The following is a 17,492-nucleotide window of genomic DNA, read 5'->3' on the forward strand; positions in this document are numbered from 1 at the left end:
GCGGTAGAGTTGGGGAACACGGTCGCGGCCGGGTGGTCGCGAGCCCTGGAATCATGCCGCGCGCCCCGTTAAGAAGTAGCCAAGTTGTGCGGGTTCTGCGCGGCTTTTGTGGCTTTTATGGGGCCCGACTTGCCCTGGAGTCGGGTGAATTCTCGCCATATTCCGGACCCCTGACGTCCAGAATTCTCGTCCGATTGACCTGTTGCAGACGGCAGTTGGACAGATACATTCGGCCGCGGTCGACGCGTTCCGGCGCACGCCCCCGACCAGTTGGGGGGTGAGGTCTGACCCGGGTCCGCGAAGTGTGGATCTGTGCAAGGGCCAGTAATAGGGGAGTTAGGCATGGCTCAGGGCACCGTCAAGTGGTTCAACGCGGAGAAGGGGTACGGCTTCATCGCGGTCGACGGTGGTGCGGACGTCTTCGTCCACTACAGCGCGATTCAGATGGACGGCTACCGCACCCTGGAAGAGGGCCAGCGGGTCGAGTTCGAGATCTCGCAGGGCCAGAAGGGTCCGCAGGCCGACATGGTTCGCGTCACCGCCTGAATGTTTTTCGTGTGAAGGGCCCGCACCTCGCAGAGGGTGCGGGCCCTTCTCCGTGCGCCTCTCCGTGCGCCGTGCCGGGCCCCTCGCCGTGTTCCGGTTCCCGCGTTCGCGGGCGGCTGACGGCCACTCCCCACCCGGCCGGGCGCTTGCACTCGACCATGCCGAGTGCTAATCATTGCGTTAGCACTCTGAAGGTGAGAGTGACAGTGAAGGACCGGGTCGGTGAGGCCCGCAGGCCGGGTGGGGCAAGGAACCACGAGGCCGGCGAGCCGTCCGTCGCGGGCGCGGGCGCGGTCCGAAGGAATCACCCCCAGTCCTGGAGGGACCACTTCACATGGCCAAGATCATCGCGTTCGACGAGGAGGCGCGGCGCGGCCTCGAGCGCGGCATGAACCAGCTCGCGGACGCCGTGAAGGTGACGCTCGGCCCCAAGGGCCGCAACGTCGTCCTCGAGAAGAAGTGGGGCGCGCCCACGATCACCAACGATGGTGTCTCCATCGCCAAGGAGATCGAGCTGGAGGACCCGTACGAAAAGATCGGCGCCGAGCTGGTCAAGGAAGTCGCCAAGAAGACGGACGACGTCGCCGGTGACGGTACGACCACCGCGACCGTGCTCGCCCAGGCCCTGGTCAAGGAAGGCCTGCGCAACGTCGCCGCCGGCGCCAACCCGATGGCTCTGAAGCGCGGTATCGAGAAGGCCGTCGAGGCCGTCTCCGCCGCCCTGCTGGAGCAGGCGAAGGACGTCGAGACCAAGGAGCAGATCGCCTCCACCGCGTCCATCTCCGCCGCCGACACCCAGATCGGCGAGCTGATCGCCGAGGCCATGGACAAGGTCGGCAAGGAAGGCGTCATCACCGTCGAGGAGTCCAACACCTTCGGTCTCGAGCTGGAGCTCACCGAGGGTATGCGCTTCGACAAGGGCTACATCTCCGCCTACTTCGCGACCGACATGGAGCGCATGGAGGCGGTTCTCGAGGACCCGTACATCCTCATCGCCAACTCCAAGATCTCCGCGGTGAAGGACCTGCTCCCGCTGCTGGAGAAGGTCATGCAGTCGGGCAAGCCGCTGCTGATCATCGCCGAGGACGTCGAGGGCGAGGCCCTGTCGACCCTGGTCGTCAACAAGATCCGCGGCACCTTCAAGTCCGTCGCCGTCAAGGCCCCGGGCTTCGGCGACCGCCGCAAGGCCATGCTCGGCGACATCGCCATCCTCACGGGCGGCGAGGTCATCTCCGAGGAGGTCGGCCTCAAGCTGGAGAACGCGACCCTGGACCTCCTGGGCCGCGCCCGCAAGGTCGTCATCACCAAGGACGAGACCACCATCGTCGACGGTGCCGGCTCCTCCGAGCAGGTCAACGGCCGGGTCAACCAGATCCGCGCCGAGATCGAGAACAGCGACTCCGACTACGACCGCGAGAAGCTCCAGGAGCGCCTGGCCAAGCTCGCGGGCGGCGTGGCCGTCATCAAGGCCGGTGCCGCCACCGAGGTGGAGCTCAAGGAGCGCAAGCACCGCATCGAGGACGCCGTCCGCAACGCGAAGGCCGCCGTCGAGGAGGGCATCGTCGCCGGTGGTGGCGTGGCCCTGCTGCAGGCCTCCCAGGTCTTCGAGAAGCTGGAGCTGGAGGGTGACGAGGCGACCGGCGCCAACGCCGTGCGCATCGCCCTGGAGGCCCCGCTGAAGCAGATCGCCGTGAACGCCGGCCTTGAGGGCGGTGTCGTGGTGGAGAAGGTGCGCAACCTGACCCCGGGCCACGGCCTGAACGCCGCGACCGGCGAGTACGTCGACCTGGTCGCCGAGGGCATCATCGACCCGGCGAAGGTGACGCGTTCCGCGCTGCAGAACGCCGCGTCGATCGCCGCGCTGTTCCTCACCACCGAGGCCGTCATCGCCGACAAGCCGGAGAAGGCCGCGGCCCCGGCCGGCGGCGGCATGCCGGGCGGTGACATGGACTTCTGATCGACCCGAGGGTTGATCGCCTGTCCTGATCCGAGGGCGGCACTCCTGGCTTCCGGCCGGGGGTGCCGCCCTCGGGCGTTGCCAGGCGTTCAGCTCCGGGCGCTGCTGCCGCGACGGTGAGTCCTCGCAGGGGGGTGGGGTCGTTCTCGCCGGCCGTGGCGAGGCGGGTGGGTCGGTCCACCGAGGAAAGTGCGGGCAATTCACCCGGTTGTCGGCGGGCGGGGCTTATGGCGGGGTTCACACGGCCGGGTGGCGCGGTCCGGGAATGGGGTACCGGGGTTCCGGCATTGCTTAAGGTGCTGCAACAATGCGTCCGCACATACCAGCTGGTCGCCCTGCACTGCTAGGAGCCCCCCATGACCACCTCCGCGCCCGCCTCCTCCCGAGCGGCCCGCGTCCTGTCCCGCCCCGTCCGGCTGAACGGCCTCACCGTCCCGAACCGGATCGTGATGGCGCCGATGACCCGGAAGTTCTCCCCGGACGGCATCCCCGGCGCGGACGTGCGCTCGTACTACGCCCGCCGTGCCGCCGCCGGCGTCGGCCTCGTCATCACCGAGGGCACCTACGTGGGCCACGAGTCGGCCGGCGAGAGCGGCCGCGTCCCGCGGTTCCACGGCGAGGAGCAGCTGGCGGGCTGGGCCAAGGTCGCCGAGGAGGTGCACGCGGCGGGCGGCGCCATCGTCCCGCAGCTGTGGCACATCGGCATGGTCCGCAAGCAGGGCCAGCGGCCCTACCCGGACGCCCCCGCCATCGGCCCCTCCGGCCTGGTCACCGCGGGCGCCGAGCCCACCGGAGCGACGATGACGCGAAAGGACATCGACGACGTCGTCGGCGCCTTCGCGCGGGCCGCGGCCGACGCCGAGCGGATCGGCTTCGACGGCGTGGAGATCCACGGCGCCCACGGCTATCTGCTGGACCAGTTCCTGTGGGCGGGCACCAACCGCCGCACCGACGCCTACGGCGGCGACGCGGTGGCCCGCACCCGGTTCGCGGCGGAGGTCGTCGCCGCGGTCCGCGAGGCGGTCTCCCCGGAGTTCCCGGTGATCTTCCGCTACTCGCAGTGGAAGCAGCAGGACTACACCGCCCGTCTCGCCGAGACCCCCGGCGAGCTGGAGGCCGTCCTCACCCCGCTCGCCGAGGCCGGTGTCGACGTCTTCCACGCCTCCACCCGCCGCTACTGGCAGCCCGAGTTCGACGGCTCCGACCTGAACCTGGCCGGCTGGACCAAGAAGCTCACCGGCAAGCAGGTCATCACGGTCGGCTCGGTCGGCCTCGACGGCGACTTCATCAACGCCTTCCAGGGCGAGAGCTCCTCGGTCAAGGGCATCGACAACCTCCTGGACCGCCTGGAGGCCGACGAGTTCGACCTGGTGGCCGTCGGCCGCGCGCTGCTCCAGGACCCCGAGTGGGCGGCCAAGGTCCTCACCGACCGCTTCGACGAGCTGAAGCCCTACGACGCGTCGGCCCTCGCCACCCTGAGCTGAACCGCCGCTACAGGTTGCCCAGCGGTTCGATGTCGACCCGCATCGGCGTCCCCCACACCCGCAGCACCTCGTAGTCGGTGAACTCGTGGACGAGCCGGTACGCCATGGCGGGCCGGGAGCCGCGCCGCTGGGCCGCGAGATAGACCTCCGCCTCGTGCCGGTCCCGGCGGGGCGTGCCGCACAGCTGCCACTCCTGCCCGTTCCACAGCTCCGGCAGCCACCGCTGCTGGGGCTGTGGGCGGTCCCCGCGCACGCCGTACCGGGAGGGCGCGGTGGGAACGGGCTCCGCCGGGCGCGGCCGGGCGCCCTGGTACTCCGAGCGGCGCGCGGCCCGGCGCCGGGTCTCGCACAGCAGGCACAGGTCGGGGGCGCTCTCGTCCACGGGACCCTGCGGATGCTCGGGGCACCGGGTGGCGGGCGCCCCCGCGGTGACGCTGTCCTCCAGCAGGTCCAGGGCGCGCCGCAGGTCGTCCTTGATCTCGTGCAGCCGGGCGTCCGGCGTGTCGGCGGTCAGGGCCTCGCCGTGCTCCCCGAGCAGCCTGAGAGCCCGTCCGAGGGCGGTGAGCTGGGCGTGGTTCATATCGGTCGGTCGCCTCCTCCCCTCCATGGTGCCCTGGCCCGCGCCGGGGAGCGGACCGTGGTGGAGTGGGCTTCATGACGACGCGCCGCGCGGGCCGCCTGCCGGAGGCCCTCCACCGCTTCAACGCCGCCCACCCCTGGGACCACAACGCCCACTACCACCCCTGGCTGCTACGGCAGTTGCCCCGCCGGTTCCAGGCCGCGCTGGACGTGGGCTGCGGCAGCGGGGAACTGGCGCGGCTGCTCGCCCGGCGCGCCCGGGAGGTGCACGCCGTCGACTCCGACCCCGACATCCTGGACCGGGCCCGGCAGTCCACGCCCGGCACCGCGCCCGTCACCTACCACGTCGCCGACGCCTCCCGGCGACTCCCCGACGGGCCCTACGACGTGATCACCTGCGTCGCCGCGCTCCATCACCTCCCCCTCGCCGAGACCCTCACCCGGCTCCGGGACCGGCTCGCGCCCGGCGGGGTGCTGGCCGTCGTCGGCTGCGCGCGGGCGTCGGACCCCCTGGACCACGCGCTCGGGCTGGTGGCCGTACCGCTCAACGCGCTGACGGGCTGGGCGAAGAACCGCGGCCGGCCGGCCCCGCGACGGCCCCTGTCCATGACGGCTCCCACCCTGGAGCCGCGGGAGACCTACGCCGAGGTCTCCCGCACGGCCCGCCGCGTCCTGCCCGGCGCCCGGCTGCGCCGCCGGCTGTTCTGGCGCTACACGCTGGTGTGGCGGGCACCCGCGCCCTAGGCGTGCGGTGCGCAGAGGCGTGCGGTGCGCAGGGGCGGGCGCCGCGGCGGCCGGGGTGTCGCCGCAGGTGTGGTGCCGGTGTGGTGACGCGCCCGTGTCGCGGCCCGGGCGCGTGTCAGCCGGACGCGTGGGCCAGGGCGGCGCGCAGGTGGCCGCCGGATTCCTCCAGCAGCCGGGCCGCCGTGGGACCGTCGACGCCGGCGAGCAGGGTCAGGATCGCGTGCTTCACCTCGCCGCCGGTCTCCGTGAGGGCCTGGTCGATCTCGGTGTCACCCGCGCCCGTGGCCAGGGCGACGATCCGGTGCGAGCGGGCCCGGAGCTTGGCGTTGGAGGCCCGCACGTCGACCATCAGGTTCCCGTACGTCTTGCCCAGCCGGATCATCGTGATCGTCGACAGCATGTTCAGCACCAGCTTCTGGGCCGTGCCCGCCTTCAGCCGGGTGGAGCCGGTGATCAGCTCCGGACCGACGACCACCTCGATGCGGTGCTCGGCGGCGGCACCCAGCGCGCTGTGCTCGTTGCAGGCCAGGCCGACGGTCAGCGCGCCGAGTTCCCGGGCGTGCTCGACGGCGCCGACGGCGTAGGGGGTGCGGCCGGAGGCGGAGACGCCCACCACGCTGTCGTCCGGGGTGATCTTCAGCGCGTCCAGGTCCCGGCGGGCCAGCTCCGCGGAGTCCTCGGCGCCCTCCACGGAGGTGACCATCGCCGGAGGGCCGCCCGCGATCAGGCCGACGACCTGGTCCGGGTCGGTGTTGAAGGTGGGCGGGCACTCGGAGGCGTCCAGCACGCCCAGCCGGCCGGCGGTGCCGGCCCCGGCGTAGACGAGCCGGCCGCCGCGGGCCATGCGTGCGGCCACGGCGTCGACGGCGGCGGCGATCCGCGGCAACTGTCCGGCCACGGCGCCGGGCACGCCCGCGTCCTCGCCGTTCATCAGCCGGGCGATCTCCAGGGTGGGCAGCCGATCGATGCCGGCCAGCTCGGGCCGGAAGGCCTCGGTGGTCAGGGAGGCCAGCTGACTGCGCAGGTCGTGAGAGGTCATAAGGGGGGTGGCTCTCTCCGGTACGGGGACGTGCTGTCCCTACGGTCTATCGCGAAGCGCTCCGGTGCCGGTGCGCCAGCGCCTCGTAGGACGCGGCCAGCGCCGGTGCCGCCGTCTCGTACGTCCGCTGCGCCACCCCGACGAACAGACAGTCCACCACCAGCAACTGGCTTGTCCGGGAGGACATCGCGGCGGGCCGCAGCTCCGTCTCCCGCGAGGTCGACGTGGTCAGCACGAGATCGGCGTACTGGGTGACCGGCGAGTCGGGCCGTCCGGTGACGGCCACCGTCGTCGCCCCGTGCTCGAAGGCGACCCGCAGCGGCTCGATGACGTCCCCCGTCGTCCCGGAATGCGTGATCGCGATCGCCACATCACCCGAACGGAGCTGCACGGCGTTGGTCACCGCCAGATGCGGGTCGCTGTGCGCGTGGGCTATGAGGCCTATCCGCAGCAGCTTCTGGGTGAGGTCCTGGGCGACCAGCCCGGACGCCCCCACGCCGTACACATCGGTGCGCCGGGCCGCGACCAGCGCGGTGACGGCCGCGCCGAGCTGCCCGGTGTCGAGTCCGGCGGCCGTGTCGGCGAGGGTCTGCTGCTCCTCGTAGGCCAGCTTGGCGACGACGTCGTCCAGGGAGTCGTCCACCGCGATGTCGGTGGTGATCGCGGGTGCGCGGCCGGACTGCTGCTGGGCGGCGAGTCCGGCCAGGGCGAGCCGCAGGTCCCGGTAGCCCGGGTAGCCCAGCAGCCGCGCGGTGCGCACGACGGTGGCCTCGCTGGTGCCGGTGAGTTCGGCGAGGCCGGTGACCGTGAGGGCGGCGCAGCCGGCCGGGTCGTTGGCGACGGCCTCGGCGACCCGCTGCATGGACCGGGTCATGGAGGGGGCGAGCGTACGCACCTTCGCGGCGAGGGAGCCGACCGGACTGCCGAAAATTTCCTTCACGTCCTGGGTCACGAATGAAAGATATTTTCGGTTCGGTGTCCCGGTCAAGAGTGCGCACAATGGGGTGCATGGACCCCATCAGCCCCCTGGAACAGGCGTTGCACGCGGCCCGCGCCCTGGTGCTCGCGGACCTGGTCGCGCGCGAGGTCGCCGAGGCCGACGTGGTCTCGCTGGTGGAGGAGTCCATCGCCCAGCGGCGCTGGTGGGTCGAGCAGTGGCCGGACGGCGCCGCCTTCGTCGCCGGGCTGGTCGCCCAGGACGTCCAGGACGCGCTGCTGGAGCGGTACGGCCGCTGGCCGCTGTGCCCGGTGTGCGGCTCCGGCGACCCGCACGCGCTGGACGTGGAACCGGAACTGGGCCCCGACCCGCACTGGGTGTGCCACAAGGCGGGCGTGAAGGTCGCGTCGGTCGGCTCCCTCGGCTCGGCCACCGGCGGAACGGTCTCGTCGTGACCCTGTACGTCGACCCGCCCGCCTGGCCCGGCCACGGCCGCCTGTGGTCACACCTGGTCAGCGACGTGTCGTACGACGAACTGCACGCTTTCGCGGCCCGGTTGAGCCTGCCGAGGCGTGCCTTCGACGGCGACCACTACGACCTCCCGGAGCACCGGTACGCGGACGCGGTGGCGGCCGGCGCGGTGGAGGTCGGCAGCCGGGAAGTGGTCCGGCTGCTGCGGGAGTCGGGGCTGCGCCGGCCCAAGGGGCTGCGGGCGCGGCGCGGGTAGATCCGCGCAAGGCGGCGTCAGGAGCGGCGCAGATACAGCCCGAGCCCGGTTTCCATGCCGTGCTCGTCGTGGGCCGTGTGTTCCTCCTCCACGGTCGCCCGGACGAAGCCCGCGCGGGCCGCGACGCGCTGGGAGGCGGTGTTGCCGTGCTCGATGGCCAGCAGCACCAGGTCGACGTCCTCGCGGGCCAGTGCCCACTCGGTCAGCGCGCGCAGCGCCTCGGTGGCGTAGCCCTGGCCGCGGGCCTCCTCGACGAGGTCGTAGCCGATCTCCACCCGGCCCTCCTCGTCCGGGGCGCCGTGGAAGCCGATGCCGCCGAGGGCGCGGCCGTCCTCGTTGCGGACGAGGGCGAAGACCCCGAACTCCGGCCGGTGCACGCCCGCTTGGTACGCCTTCACCAGCAGGCCGGCGGCCTGCTGGGTGCCGGTGTACGGCTCGCCGCCGAGCCAGTCGAAGCCGCCGTCGCCGCCGAGGCGCAGATCGTGGGCGGCGGCCGGGCGGATGCCGGTGAGGGTGCACCGCTCGGTGGCGACGACGAGATTGTTGCGCCAGCGCCACTCGGTGACCGGGGCGCGGCCGGGCAGTTCGCCGCGGCCGGTGGCCCACAGCAGGGTCGGCCAGGGCTCGGGGCCCGGCTGGACGTGCGGGAAGATCCAGGCCAGGACGGATTCGGCGAGGTCCGCGGAGGGCTCGTAGGGCAGGCCGAGGCCGCGGGCCATGTCATGGGTGTGCAGCAGCACCTCGGCGACGCCCATCGCCGCGAAGCCCGCGCGGTCGGCGCTGCCGTACGGGTAGGGGTGGTAGGCGCGCACCCCGGGCGGGGCGGTGTCGACGGCCGCCGCCAGCAGGCCGCCGGTCGCCTCGACGACCTGGAGCAGGTCCGCGTTGCCGGTGCCCTTGTCGGGGGTCAGCGCGAAGGGCACGTAGCCGTCCTGGGCGCGTGCGACCAGGTTGGAGGCGTAGGCCACCAGGTCGTCGGCGACGTGCACGGCGGTGGTGCGGCAGTCCCACTCCAGCCCCCCGGCCGGGACGGCCGTCCAGTCGCGGTCCACCGCCGGGCGCAGGGCCGCGAGGCAGCCCGCGACGGCCTCGGTCACGTCATCGCCGTTCATCGATCGCATGGGCGAACCCTAGGCGGCGGCCTTCCTCAGGTCGACAGCATTTCCAGCTCGGAGGCGAGGTTGTAGCGGGCGGTGGCCTCCCAGTGCTCCCGGCCGTAGGGGGTGTGGAACAGGCGGGGCAGGCCGAGGAGTTGGCGCAGCACCGCCGAACGTCCTTCGCGGAAGGCGGCGCCGGGGACGAAGCGGTACTCCTCGCGGATCCCGGCGGTGTAGGCGGCGTACCCGGACGGGGGCGCGGCCAGGATCGCGAGGTCGGCGTCGCACAGCACCTGGCCGTCGGGGTCGTCGTCGGCCGGGTCGTGGCCGACGGTGAGCCGGACCAGGCGGGCCACCTCGGCCGTCTTCGCGTCCGGCAGGCCGGCCTCCGGCAGGGCGCGCTCGGCCAGCCGCGCGGACCGCTCCTCGTTCTCGGACCGCTCCGGCAGGTAGACGGCGTCGTGGAACCAGGCGGCCAGCCGCACCACGTCCGGGTTGGCCGCGTACCGCTCCAGCGTCTCGACGTGGTCGAGTACGGCGGTGAGGTGCGCCACGGTGTGGTAGTGGCGCTGCGGCTCCTGCCAGCGGGCGAGCAGGTTGTCGGCGTACGGGGCGGGGTCGGGGCCGCCGCCGGGGGCGCGGGCGACTTCCAGGGCGCGGGCGAAGCGGAGGCGCAGGGCGTCGAGGTCGGCCATGGCTCCATTGTTCCGTGCCCTGGAAGCCGCCCGTCGTCCGCCACGAGCCGTCCCCTTCGTACGGCTGGCCCCCGTTCGTACGGGTGGCGCTCGGGGACGGGCATACTCTTGAATTGGACTAGACCTGTAGTCGCCCGACGAATGCCCGACGAATGCCGATGAATGGGGTGCCATGAGCAAGCGTGCAGTCCTGGAGGTGATCGCCCTCGACCGTGAGGACGCGGTCGCCGCCCAGGCCGGAGGCGCGGACCGGCTGGAGCTGGTCACCGAGATGGCGGCCGACGGGCTCACCCCCGCGCCCGCCACCGTCGCCGCGATCCGCGCCGCCGTCGACATCGACCTGCGCGTGATGCTCCGCGTCGCGGACGGCTTCGCGGCCGGGGACCTGGACCGGCTGGTCGGCCTGGCCGGCGAGCTGCGGGAGGCCGGCGCCGACCAGTTCGTGCTCGGCTTCCTCGCCGAGGACGGCGGCGCCGACATGGCCGCCGTGGAGCGGGTCGTCGACGCGCTCCACGGCTGCCCGTGGACCTTCCACCGGGCGATCGACCGGGCCGCCGACCGGGACGCCCTGCGCAAGCAGCTCGCCGACCTGCCCGGCCTGGACACCTACCTCACCGCGGGCGCCGCCTCCGGCGTGGACGACGGCCTGCCCACGCTGCTCGCCGAGGCCGCGCAGGGCGGCGGCCCGGGCTACGAGCAGCAGATCATGGTCGGCGGCGGCCTGCGCCTCGACCACGTGCCCCGGCTCCGCGAGGGCGGGATCGAGGCGTTCCACATCGGCGGCGCGGCCCGCCCCGCCGGCTGGCAGGGGCCGGTCTCGGCGGACGTGGTCGCCCGGTGGCGCACCGCGCTGGACGGCGACGACGCGGCCTAGTCACGCACCGGGTGCAGGCACAGCGGGGTCGCGCCGTTCGCGCTGTACTGGAGGTAGGCGTAGTAGTCGCCGTCCGCGCAGTACCCGTTGTGCTGCTCGGTGACCAGGTACTGGGCGTCCGGCGAGTCGCAGGGCACGTTCCTGAGGTCCTGGTGGGGCCACTCGCGGTCGTTGTGCGCGCACGCCCCGACCGACAGCGGCTCGGTGTTCTTCCGGGGCTGGAAGCGCACCCGGGACGGCTCCTCGGTGCCGCCGGCCGCGATCAGGACGGGTACGGCGACCACCAGCGCGGCCAGGACGGCGAGCGGGAGCAGCACGGCCGGCCGCCGCAGCAGCGGGCGGCCGGGGTCCAGCGGCGGGCGCCAGGCGGCCGTGGCCGGTGCCGGCAGCTTCCGGATCCCGGCCAGCGCACCGAGGTTGCGCAGCAGGGTGACCGGCGTGACCAGCAGCGACAGCGGCCCCCACCAGCCCCGCACCAGGGTGTCCCGCTGCATCCGCCGGAACACGGCCAGCGCGCAGGTGCGGCACAGCGTCCCCCGCCTGCGCAGGAACCGCATGACCACCACCATGCCCTGGTGACCGCGCACCGTCACCGGCGCGGCGGGCAGCGCCCCGCACACCTCGCACGCCGGCCCGGCCACGGGCGGGTACGGCGCCCCGGGCTGCCGGTAGGGGTGGGCGGGATACGGGGAGTGCGAGGAGTGGGGATACGGCGTGCTCAACGGTGGCCTTTCCAGGGGGACATGCCGGAACGGCTCAGCACCCTACTCGGCGAGCTGCGCGGGCAGCGGCGCCGCGTGCGTCACGATCAGGCCCGACACGGCCCGGGTCAGCGCCACGTACAGCCGCCGCAGCCCGGTGCGTTCGTCCGGCTCGCCGTCCACCACGGCCCGCGGCTCGTCCAGCACCACGTAGTCGTACTCCAGACCCTTGGCGAGCGAGGCCGGGACCAGGGTCAGCCGGGTCTCGCGGGTGGTCTCCTCACCGGGCGCCAGATAGGCGATACCGGCCTTCTCCAGCGCCTCGGCCAGCACCGGGATCCGGGCGTCGGCGGCGATCAGGCCCGTCGAGCCCTCGTTGCGCAGCAACTGCGCGCAGGCGTCGACCACATCGGCCGCCCCGGTCGCCGCACGGACCTCGAAGAAGCCGGGGTTCTCCCGGACCGAGGCGACCGGGGTGAGGCCGGGCGCGATGTGCGGCAGCAGCCGGGAGGCGTACGCGATGACGTCCGTCGGCACGCGGAAACCGGCCGTCAGCTCCTCCACCGCCCCCTCGGGCTTACCCAGGTGCGCGAGCGCCTCCGCCCAGCTGCGGGTCGCCCACGGGGTCGTGCCCTGCGCCAGGTCGCCCAGCACGGTGGCGCTGCCGGTGGTGCAGCGGCGGCCGACGGCCCGGTACTGCATGGGGGACAGATCCTGCGCCTCGTCCAGCACCACGTGCCCCAGCGAGTGGGTGCGCTGGATCAGATCGGCCGCCTCGTCGATCAGCACCGCGTCCGCCGCCGACCACTTGGCCGACTTCACGCTGCGCGCCGGCCTGGCCCACAGGATCGTCTTCTGCTCGTCCTCGTCCAGGATCCCCGCGGCGTGCTCGGCGAGGTACTCCGCGTCCGACAGCAGCCGCAGCACCAGCTTCGCCGGGTCCACGGCCGGCCAGATCTCCTTGACGGCCGCCTTCACCGCGCTGTTGCGGGCCACCGCGTCCTGCACCCGGTCGTCCGGGGCCTCCCCGGCCTGCTCCATCCGGACCAGCACCGCGTGCGCGATCCGCTGCGGCAGCGCCTCCCGGGCCGCGCCGTACCGGATGTCCCGGGCCAGCAACTCGCCGACGATCTCCTCCAGTTCGTACGCGGGGATCCGCCACCGCCGGGAGCCGCGCACGACGACGACCGGCTCGGTGGGCGGGGTCACGTGCGCGTACAGGGCCCGCCGGAGCACCTCGGCCATCCGGGCGTCGCCCTTGACGATCGCGGCGGCGGCCTCGTCCGTGCCGCGCACCTCCACATGGGCGACCAGATCGTCCACCGTCGCCTGCCGCACGGTCAGCTCGCCCAGCGCGGGCAGCACCTGCTCGATGTAGTGCAGGAAGGACCGGTTCGGCCCGATGACCAGGGTGCCGGTGCGGGCCAGCCGCTCCCGGTGGGCGTAGAGCAGATACGCCACCCGGTGCAGGCCGACGGCGGTCTTCCCGGTGCCCGGACCGCCCTGCACACAGACCGTCCCGGCCAGGCCGGACCGGACGATCTCGTCCTGCTCCGGCTGGATGGTGGCGACGATGTCCCGCATCGGCCCCACGCGCGGCCGTTCGATCTCCTGCTGGAGCAGCTTGCTGGCGGTGGCGGCCTGAGCCGGGTCGGACAGGTGCTCGTCCTCGTACGCGGTCAGGTCGCCGCCGGTGTAGCCGAAGCGGCGGCGCAGCCCGACGTCCATGGGGTTCTTCTTCGACGCCCGGTAGAACGGCTGGGACACCGGTGCGCGCCAGTCGACGACCATGGGGTCGCCGCCGGCGTCGTGCACATGCCGCCGACCGATGTAGAACCGCTCGCCCTCGGCCCCCTCGGCCTGCTCGGCGCCCGGCGCGCGCAGGTAGTCCAGGCGGCCGAAGAACAGCGGGGTGTCGCTGAGGTCGGCCAGCGCCTTGATGCGCTCGTCGATCTGGCGGGTGAGGACTTGGGCGTTGACCCAGTTCGCGGCGACGTCGCGGATGTCGAGCGCCTCCACGTCCTCGCGCATGGCGCGCAGGGCGGCACGGGACGCGGCGAGGTGGGCGCGCTCCCGGGCCAGGGGGTCGTCGAGCGGGTCGTGGGCTGGCGTGGACAAGGGGGTGCCTCCGGTGGGCCTGCTGCTTGGGCTACGACGTTGCCGTCCGGTTCCCGTCCGGACGGCGGCACTCCGTGGAGGGAGGCGGGCAAGGGCGGAGATCTTAGGCGGGGCCCCGGAAAACGTCCAACGATTTACCGGACGCGGCCGCTGCCGACCCGCCCCCCGGCTTCCCCGACTGCCCCGGCCCTGTCATTCCGTCCCCGGGTCCCCTAGGGGATACGGGACGTCCGGCCTCGGGGGCGCGTCCACCCAGGGGCCTACGCGCGGCGGCCTGGTACCGGACCCGAGGCCGATGCGCCGGGGATGCCCGGCGATCCACCATGGAGGCATGAGCGCAGCGACCGTCACTCCCGCCCCCTTCCGGCCGCCGTCCGGCGCCACCGCCCTGGACGGCACCCGCCACCACCCGCCGGGCAACGCCCTGCGCGCCGTCAAGGTCTTCGCCGAGGCCGCGTTCGGCGTCGTCATCCTCGGCGAGTACGGCGAGGAGGCGGGCGTACACCGCAGATGACCACATAGGGTCGGCTCCGTGCGGAAACGGACGGCCCTGCTCCTGCTCGCCCTCTCCCTCGCCTCCCTCGGCACGCTCTGCGCCCTGCGCGGCGCGCCCATGGCCGACCTCCTCGTCTACCGCGCCGAGGGCGCCGCCGTGGCCCACGGCACCGACCTCTACGGCTTCACCGTCACCGAGTGGCGGCTGCCCGCGACCTACCCGCCCTTCGCGGCCATCCTGTTCGTGCCGGCGGCCTGGCTCCCCGTTCCCGTCCTGAAGACCGCGTTCCTCGCGGGCAACGTGCTCCTGCTCGCCGCCCTCGTCGTCCTGTCCGCCCGCCTGGCCCGGCGCACCCCGGCCCCGCCCCTGGTCTGCGCCGCCACCGCCCTCGCCCTCTGGCTCGAACCGGTCTTCCAGACCCTGCTGTTCGGCCAGGTCAACCTGGCCGTCGCCTGCCTGACCCTGTGGGACCTGACCCGGCCCCCGGGTGCCCGGTGGACGGGAGCGGCCCTCGGGATCGCCGCCGGGATCAAGCTCACCCCGGCCGTGTTCCTGGCCTGGCTGCTGCTGCGCGGCCGGATACGGGAGGCGGCGACCGCGCTCGCGGCCTTCACGGGGACGGTCGCGCTGGGCGCCGTACTGCTGCCCTCGGCGACCGTCTCCTTCTGGAGCCGGCGGCTGTGGGAGACCGGCCGGGTCGGCAAGGCCTGGATCGTGGACAACCAGTCCCTCCAGGGACTGATCGCACGGCTGCTCGGCGACCCCGCCCCGGGCCTCGCCTGGGTGCTGCCGGCGCTGGCCGCCGGTGCCGCCGGCCTGTGGCTCGCGGCCCGCGCCCGGCAGGAGCGGCACGGCATCCTGCTCACCGCGTGCACGGCCCTGCTGGTCTGCCCGATCAGCTGGTCCCACCACTGGGTGTGGTGCGTGCCGCTGCTCGCGGTGCTGCTCGGGGACGGCCGCCGGTGGGCGGCGGCCGCCACGGCGGCGGTCTTCACCGCCCGCACCCTGTGGCTCGTCCCGCACGCGGGCGAGCGGGACCTGCACCTGCCGTGGTGGCAGCAGCCGGCGGCGTCCCCGTACCCGCTGCTGGTGCTGGCCCTGCTGGCGGGGGCGGCTCTGGCGCGCCGCCCGCCGCGTCAGGCCGCGCCCTCCGCCAGGATCTCGTCGGCGTCCACGATCCGGTAGGCGTAGCCCTGCTCGGCCAGGAACCGCTGCCGGTGCGCGGCGAAGTCCTGGTCGAGGGTGTCGCGGGCGACCACCGAGTAGAAGTGCGCCTGATGGCCGTCGGCCTTGGGGCGCAGCACCCGGCCGAGCCGCTGGGCCTCCTCCTGCCGGGAACCGAAGGTGCCGGACACCTGGATGGCGACCGTGGCCTCGGGCAGGTCGATGGAGAAGTTCGCGACCTTCGACACCACCAGCACGCTGATCTCGCCCTCCCGGAAGGCGTCGAAGAGCTTCTCGCGCTGGGCGTTGGAGGTCTCACCCTTGATGACGGGAGCGTTCAGATGCTCGCCCAGCTCGTCCAGCTGGTCGATGTACTGGCCGATGACCAGGATCTGCTGCCCCGCGAACCGGCGGACGATCGCCTCGGTGACCTTCCGCTTGGTCGCGGTGGTCGCGCAGAAGCGGTACTTCTCCTCCGCCTCGGCCGTCGCGTACGCCAGCCGCTCGGAGTCGGTCAGGTTCACCCGGACCTCGACACAGTCGGCGGGCGCGATGTAGCCCTGCGCCTCGATCTCCTTCCACGGCGCGTCGAACCGCTTGGGACCGATGAGGGAGAACACGTCCGACTCCCGGCCGTCCTCGCGCACCAGGGTGGCCGTCAGCCCCAGCCGGCGGCGCGCCTGGAGGTCGGCGGTGAACTTGAAGACGGGCGCGGGCAGCAGGTGCACCTCGTCGTAGACGATCAGCCCCCAGTCCCGGGAGTCGAACAGCTCCAGGTGCGGGTAGACGCCCTTCCGCCTGGTCGTCAGCACCTGGTAGGTGGCGATGGTGACCGGCCGGATCTCCTTCCTGGTGCCGCTGTACTCGCCGATCTCCTCCTCGGTCAGCGAGGTCCGCTTCACCAGCTCGTGCTTCCACTGCCGGGCGGAGACGGTGTTGGTGACGAGGATCAGCGTGGTCGACTTCGCCTGGGCCATCGACCCGGCGCCGACCAGTGTCTTCCCGGCGCCGCAGGGCAGGACGACCACGCCGCTGCCGCCGTGCCAGAAGTTCTCCACGGCCTGCTTCTGGTAGGGGCGCAGCGCCCAGCCGTCCTCCAGCAGCTCGATCGGGTGCGCCTCGCCGTCGACGTACCCGGCGAGGTCCTCGGCGGGCCAGCCCAGCTTCAGCAGCGTCTGCTTGATCTGCCCGCGCTCGGAGGGGTGCACGGCGACCGTGTCCGGGTCGATGCGGGCGCCGACCAGCGGGGCGATCCGCTTGGACTTCAGCACCTCCTCCAGCACCGGCCGGTCGGTGGTGGTCAGGACGAGTCCGTGCGCGGGGTGCTTGGTGAGGGTGAGCCGGCCGTAGCGGTCCATCGTCTCGGCGATGTCCACGAGCAGCGCGTGCGGGACGGGGTAGCGGCTGAACTCCACCAGGGCGTCCACGACCTGCTCGGCGTCGTGTCCGGCGGCGCGCGCGTTCCACAGGCCGAGCGGGGTGACCCGGTAGGTGTGGATGTGCTCGGGCGCCCGCTCCAGCTCGGCGAAGGGCGCGATGGCCCGGCGGCAGGCGTCGGCCCGCTCGTGGTCGACTTCCAGCAGCAGGGTCTTGTCGGACTGGACGATCAGTGGACCATTCACGCGCGGCACACCCTTTCCACAACGGCCAAACGTCCAGTGTGCCTCATCGAGCGGGTTTGTCCGGAGGCCGTGCACTATGCAACCCCGCCCCGGGTCCGCGGGTCTACACCTGCGGCGGGGAACGAGGGGAGGGCGTGGGATGACGGCGGTCAGGTGGGTTACCGGCGCGGGGGCCGTGGTGGTGCTGGTGGGCAGCGGCGTCTGGGCCATGCGGCCGGGGCAGGTCGATGCCCGGCTGTGGGCGGAGGTCCGGCCGGTGATCGAGGCCCGGCTCGCGGCGGAGCAGCGGGGCAGCGGGTACGGCGAGGAGGTGCCCGCGCTGGACGCGCACTGGTTCTGCCGGGCCGAACCGGTCGGCCTGGAGCGGCACGGGGACGAGGTGCGGGCGGGCGTCGACACGCTGTGCGTCGAGTACGGGGTGCGCGACGGCGGCCTGGTGGAGTGCGGCGGCGGACACGTTCCGCAGGTGCTGCGGCTGGCGCGGGCCGCCGACGGCCGCTACCGGGTGGTCTCGCGCGAGCGGGCCCCCGACGGCGCGGGCAACGCGGCCTGGACCGAGTCCCACTTCGGCCGCCGCACCCTCGCCCTGCGCGACGAGATGTCGTCCACCCCCCTGGAGAACGCGGCCCGCGCCCGCTACGGCCTGCGAGCGGACGCCCCGGTCGGGGCCTGCTGAGCCGGGGGGACTGCCGGGTGCACCGGCCGCGGGATG

Annotated in this window: 18 protein-coding genes; 10 read left to right on the forward strand and 8 right to left on the reverse strand. The window is 73.3% G+C overall.

What is annotated here, in order from left to right; all coding sequences use genetic code 11:
- Nucleotides 1-342: 342 nt before the first annotated feature.
- From ABD350_RS25725 to ABD350_RS25735, 3 genes are all read left to right on the forward strand, one after another.
- A complete protein-coding gene (locus ABD350_RS25725; protein ID WP_004986573.1) occupies nucleotides 343-546 on the forward strand; it encodes a cold-shock protein in 204 nt (67 codons plus the stop codon).
- A gap of 334 nt (nucleotides 547-880) precedes the next feature.
- The gene (gene groL / locus ABD350_RS25730) at nucleotides 881-2,503 is read left to right on the forward strand and encodes a chaperonin GroEL (RefSeq protein ID WP_030779546.1); all 1,623 of its coding nucleotides are present in this window, start codon (nucleotides 881-883) and stop codon (nucleotides 2,501-2,503) included.
- 356 nt (nucleotides 2,504-2,859) lie between these two features.
- Nucleotides 2,860-3,987 carry an NADH:flavin oxidoreductase gene (locus tag ABD350_RS25735; protein ID WP_344350734.1) on the forward strand — a complete coding sequence of 376 codons (1,128 nt, stop codon included), beginning with the start codon at nucleotides 2,860-2,862 and terminating at the stop codon, nucleotides 3,985-3,987.
- Nucleotides 3,988-3,994: 7 nt separating this feature from the next.
- On the opposite strand, the gene ABD350_RS25740 is transcribed toward ABD350_RS25735, so the two are convergent.
- Nucleotides 3,995-4,567 (reverse strand): hypothetical protein, encoded by a 573-nt coding sequence (locus ABD350_RS25740; protein WP_344350736.1) that lies wholly within the window; start codon nucleotides 4,565-4,567, stop codon nucleotides 3,995-3,997.
- 74 nt (nucleotides 4,568-4,641) lie between these two features.
- On the opposite strand from ABD350_RS25740, the gene ABD350_RS25745 reads away from it, so the two are divergent.
- On the forward strand, nucleotides 4,642-5,310 hold the full coding sequence (locus ABD350_RS25745) for a class I SAM-dependent methyltransferase (protein WP_344350737.1): 669 nt from the start codon (nucleotides 4,642-4,644) through the stop codon (nucleotides 5,308-5,310).
- A 115-nt stretch (nucleotides 5,311-5,425) separates the two neighbouring features.
- Here the strand turns inward: ABD350_RS25745 and murQ are convergent, their stop codons facing one another.
- Both murQ and ABD350_RS25755 read right to left on the reverse strand, forming a co-directional pair.
- Complete coding sequence (murQ, locus tag ABD350_RS25750) at nucleotides 5,426-6,349, reverse strand: N-acetylmuramic acid 6-phosphate etherase (protein ID WP_344350738.1); 924 nt, start codon at nucleotides 6,347-6,349, stop codon at nucleotides 5,426-5,428.
- Between the two features lie 46 nt (nucleotides 6,350-6,395).
- The gene (locus ABD350_RS25755; RefSeq protein ID WP_344350739.1) at nucleotides 6,396-7,301 is read right to left on the reverse strand and encodes a MurR/RpiR family transcriptional regulator; all 906 of its coding nucleotides are present in this window, start codon (nucleotides 7,299-7,301) and stop codon (nucleotides 6,396-6,398) included.
- Nucleotides 7,302-7,357: 56 nt separating this feature from the next.
- Here ABD350_RS25755 and ABD350_RS25760 point away from each other — a divergent pair, with 56 nt between their 5' ends.
- Both ABD350_RS25760 and ABD350_RS25765 read left to right on the forward strand, forming a co-directional pair.
- Complete coding sequence (locus tag ABD350_RS25760) at nucleotides 7,358-7,741, forward strand: hypothetical protein (protein WP_030779518.1); 384 nt, start codon at nucleotides 7,358-7,360, stop codon at nucleotides 7,739-7,741.
- The gene (locus ABD350_RS25765; RefSeq protein ID WP_344350740.1) at nucleotides 7,738-8,013 is read left to right on the forward strand and encodes a DUF4031 domain-containing protein; all 276 of its coding nucleotides are present in this window, start codon (nucleotides 7,738-7,740) and stop codon (nucleotides 8,011-8,013) included. Before ABD350_RS25760 ends, ABD350_RS25765 begins: the two co-directional genes overlap by 4 nt.
- A 17-nt stretch (nucleotides 8,014-8,030) precedes the next feature.
- Here ABD350_RS25765 and ABD350_RS25770 read toward each other — a convergent pair whose 3' ends face one another.
- Complete coding sequence (locus ABD350_RS25770; protein ID WP_344350741.1) at nucleotides 8,031-9,134, reverse strand: GNAT family N-acetyltransferase; 1,104 nt, start codon at nucleotides 9,132-9,134, stop codon at nucleotides 8,031-8,033.
- Nucleotides 9,135-9,160: 26 nt separating this feature from the next.
- Complete coding sequence (locus ABD350_RS25775; RefSeq protein ID WP_344350742.1) at nucleotides 9,161-9,805, reverse strand: HD domain-containing protein; 645 nt, start codon at nucleotides 9,803-9,805, stop codon at nucleotides 9,161-9,163.
- Between the two features lie 172 nt (nucleotides 9,806-9,977).
- Here ABD350_RS25775 and ABD350_RS25780 point away from each other — a divergent pair, with 172 nt between their 5' ends.
- Nucleotides 9,978-10,679: a copper homeostasis protein CutC gene (locus ABD350_RS25780; protein WP_344350743.1), complete on the forward strand. Its 702-nt coding sequence runs from the start codon at nucleotides 9,978-9,980 to the stop codon at nucleotides 10,677-10,679.
- Here the strand turns inward: ABD350_RS25780 and ABD350_RS25785 are convergent.
- Both ABD350_RS25785 and ABD350_RS25790 read right to left on the reverse strand, forming a co-directional pair.
- The gene (locus ABD350_RS25785) at nucleotides 10,676-11,401 is read right to left on the reverse strand and encodes an LppU/SCO3897 family protein (RefSeq protein ID WP_344350744.1); all 726 of its coding nucleotides are present in this window, start codon (nucleotides 11,399-11,401) and stop codon (nucleotides 10,676-10,678) included. The genes ABD350_RS25780 and ABD350_RS25785 overlap by 4 nt on opposite strands.
- A gap of 42 nt (nucleotides 11,402-11,443) precedes the next feature.
- Nucleotides 11,444-13,498 carry a HelD family protein gene (locus tag ABD350_RS25790; RefSeq protein WP_344350745.1) on the reverse strand — a complete coding sequence of 685 codons (2,055 nt, stop codon included), beginning with the start codon at nucleotides 13,496-13,498 and terminating at the stop codon, nucleotides 11,444-11,446.
- A gap of 331 nt (nucleotides 13,499-13,829) precedes the next feature.
- Here ABD350_RS25790 and ABD350_RS25795 point away from each other — a divergent pair, with 331 nt between their 5' ends.
- Together ABD350_RS25795 and ABD350_RS25800 are read left to right on the forward strand one after the other, a co-directional pair.
- Nucleotides 13,830-14,012: a hypothetical protein gene (locus ABD350_RS25795; protein WP_344350747.1), complete on the forward strand. Its 183-nt coding sequence runs from the start codon at nucleotides 13,830-13,832 to the stop codon at nucleotides 14,010-14,012.
- 18 nt (nucleotides 14,013-14,030) lie between these two features.
- On the forward strand, nucleotides 14,031-15,179 hold the full coding sequence (locus ABD350_RS25800) for a glycosyltransferase 87 family protein (RefSeq protein ID WP_344350748.1): 1,149 nt from the start codon (nucleotides 14,031-14,033) through the stop codon (nucleotides 15,177-15,179).
- On the opposite strand, the gene ABD350_RS25805 is transcribed toward ABD350_RS25800, so the two are convergent.
- Nucleotides 15,131-16,780, reverse strand: coding sequence for a DNA repair helicase XPB (locus tag ABD350_RS25805; RefSeq protein ID WP_344350749.1), 1,650 nt, complete (start codon nucleotides 16,778-16,780; stop codon nucleotides 15,131-15,133). The two genes, ABD350_RS25800 and ABD350_RS25805, sit on opposite strands and share 49 nt — an antisense overlap.
- 139 nt (nucleotides 16,781-16,919) lie before the next feature.
- Between ABD350_RS25805 and ABD350_RS25810 the strand changes: the two genes are divergently transcribed.
- Nucleotides 16,920-17,456, forward strand: coding sequence for a hypothetical protein (locus ABD350_RS25810; RefSeq protein WP_344350751.1), 537 nt, complete (start codon nucleotides 16,920-16,922; stop codon nucleotides 17,454-17,456).
- Nucleotides 17,457-17,492: the final 36 nt, after the last annotated feature.

This window comes from Streptomyces nogalater (assembly GCF_039532885.1).
Taxonomy (GTDB): Bacteria; Actinomycetota; Actinomycetes; order Streptomycetales; family Streptomycetaceae; genus Streptomyces; species Streptomyces nogalater.

Bases quoted from the DNA above. Each gene is read 5' to 3' on its own strand.
- murQ (WP_344350738.1), bottom strand. From the start codon at position 6,349: ATGACCTCTCACGACCTGCGCAGTCAGCTGGCCTCCCTGACCACCGAG.
- ABD350_RS25735 (WP_344350734.1), top strand. From the start codon at position 2,860: ATGACCACCTCCGCGCCCGCCTCCTCCCGAGCGGCCCGCGTCCTGTCC.
- ABD350_RS25740 (WP_344350736.1), bottom strand. From the start codon at position 4,567: ATGAACCACGCCCAGCTCACCGCCCTCGGACGGGCTCTCAGGCTGCTC.
- ABD350_RS25770 (WP_344350741.1), bottom strand. From the start codon at position 9,134: ATGCGATCGATGAACGGCGATGACGTGACCGAGGCCGTCGCGGGCTGC.
- ABD350_RS25780 (WP_344350743.1), top strand. From the start codon at position 9,978: ATGAGCAAGCGTGCAGTCCTGGAGGTGATCGCCCTCGACCGTGAGGAC.
- ABD350_RS25760 (WP_030779518.1), top strand. From the start codon at position 7,358: ATGGACCCCATCAGCCCCCTGGAACAGGCGTTGCACGCGGCCCGCGCC.
- ABD350_RS25775 (WP_344350742.1), bottom strand. From the start codon at position 9,805: ATGGCCGACCTCGACGCCCTGCGCCTCCGCTTCGCCCGCGCCCTGGAA.
- ABD350_RS25745 (WP_344350737.1), top strand. From the start codon at position 4,642: ATGACGACGCGCCGCGCGGGCCGCCTGCCGGAGGCCCTCCACCGCTTC.
- ABD350_RS25795 (WP_344350747.1), top strand. From the start codon at position 13,830: ATGAGCGCAGCGACCGTCACTCCCGCCCCCTTCCGGCCGCCGTCCGGC.
- ABD350_RS25810 (WP_344350751.1), top strand. From the start codon at position 16,920: ATGACGGCGGTCAGGTGGGTTACCGGCGCGGGGGCCGTGGTGGTGCTG.
- ABD350_RS25725 (WP_004986573.1), top strand. From the start codon at position 343: ATGGCTCAGGGCACCGTCAAGTGGTTCAACGCGGAGAAGGGGTACGGC.
- groL (WP_030779546.1), top strand. From the start codon at position 881: ATGGCCAAGATCATCGCGTTCGACGAGGAGGCGCGGCGCGGCCTCGAG.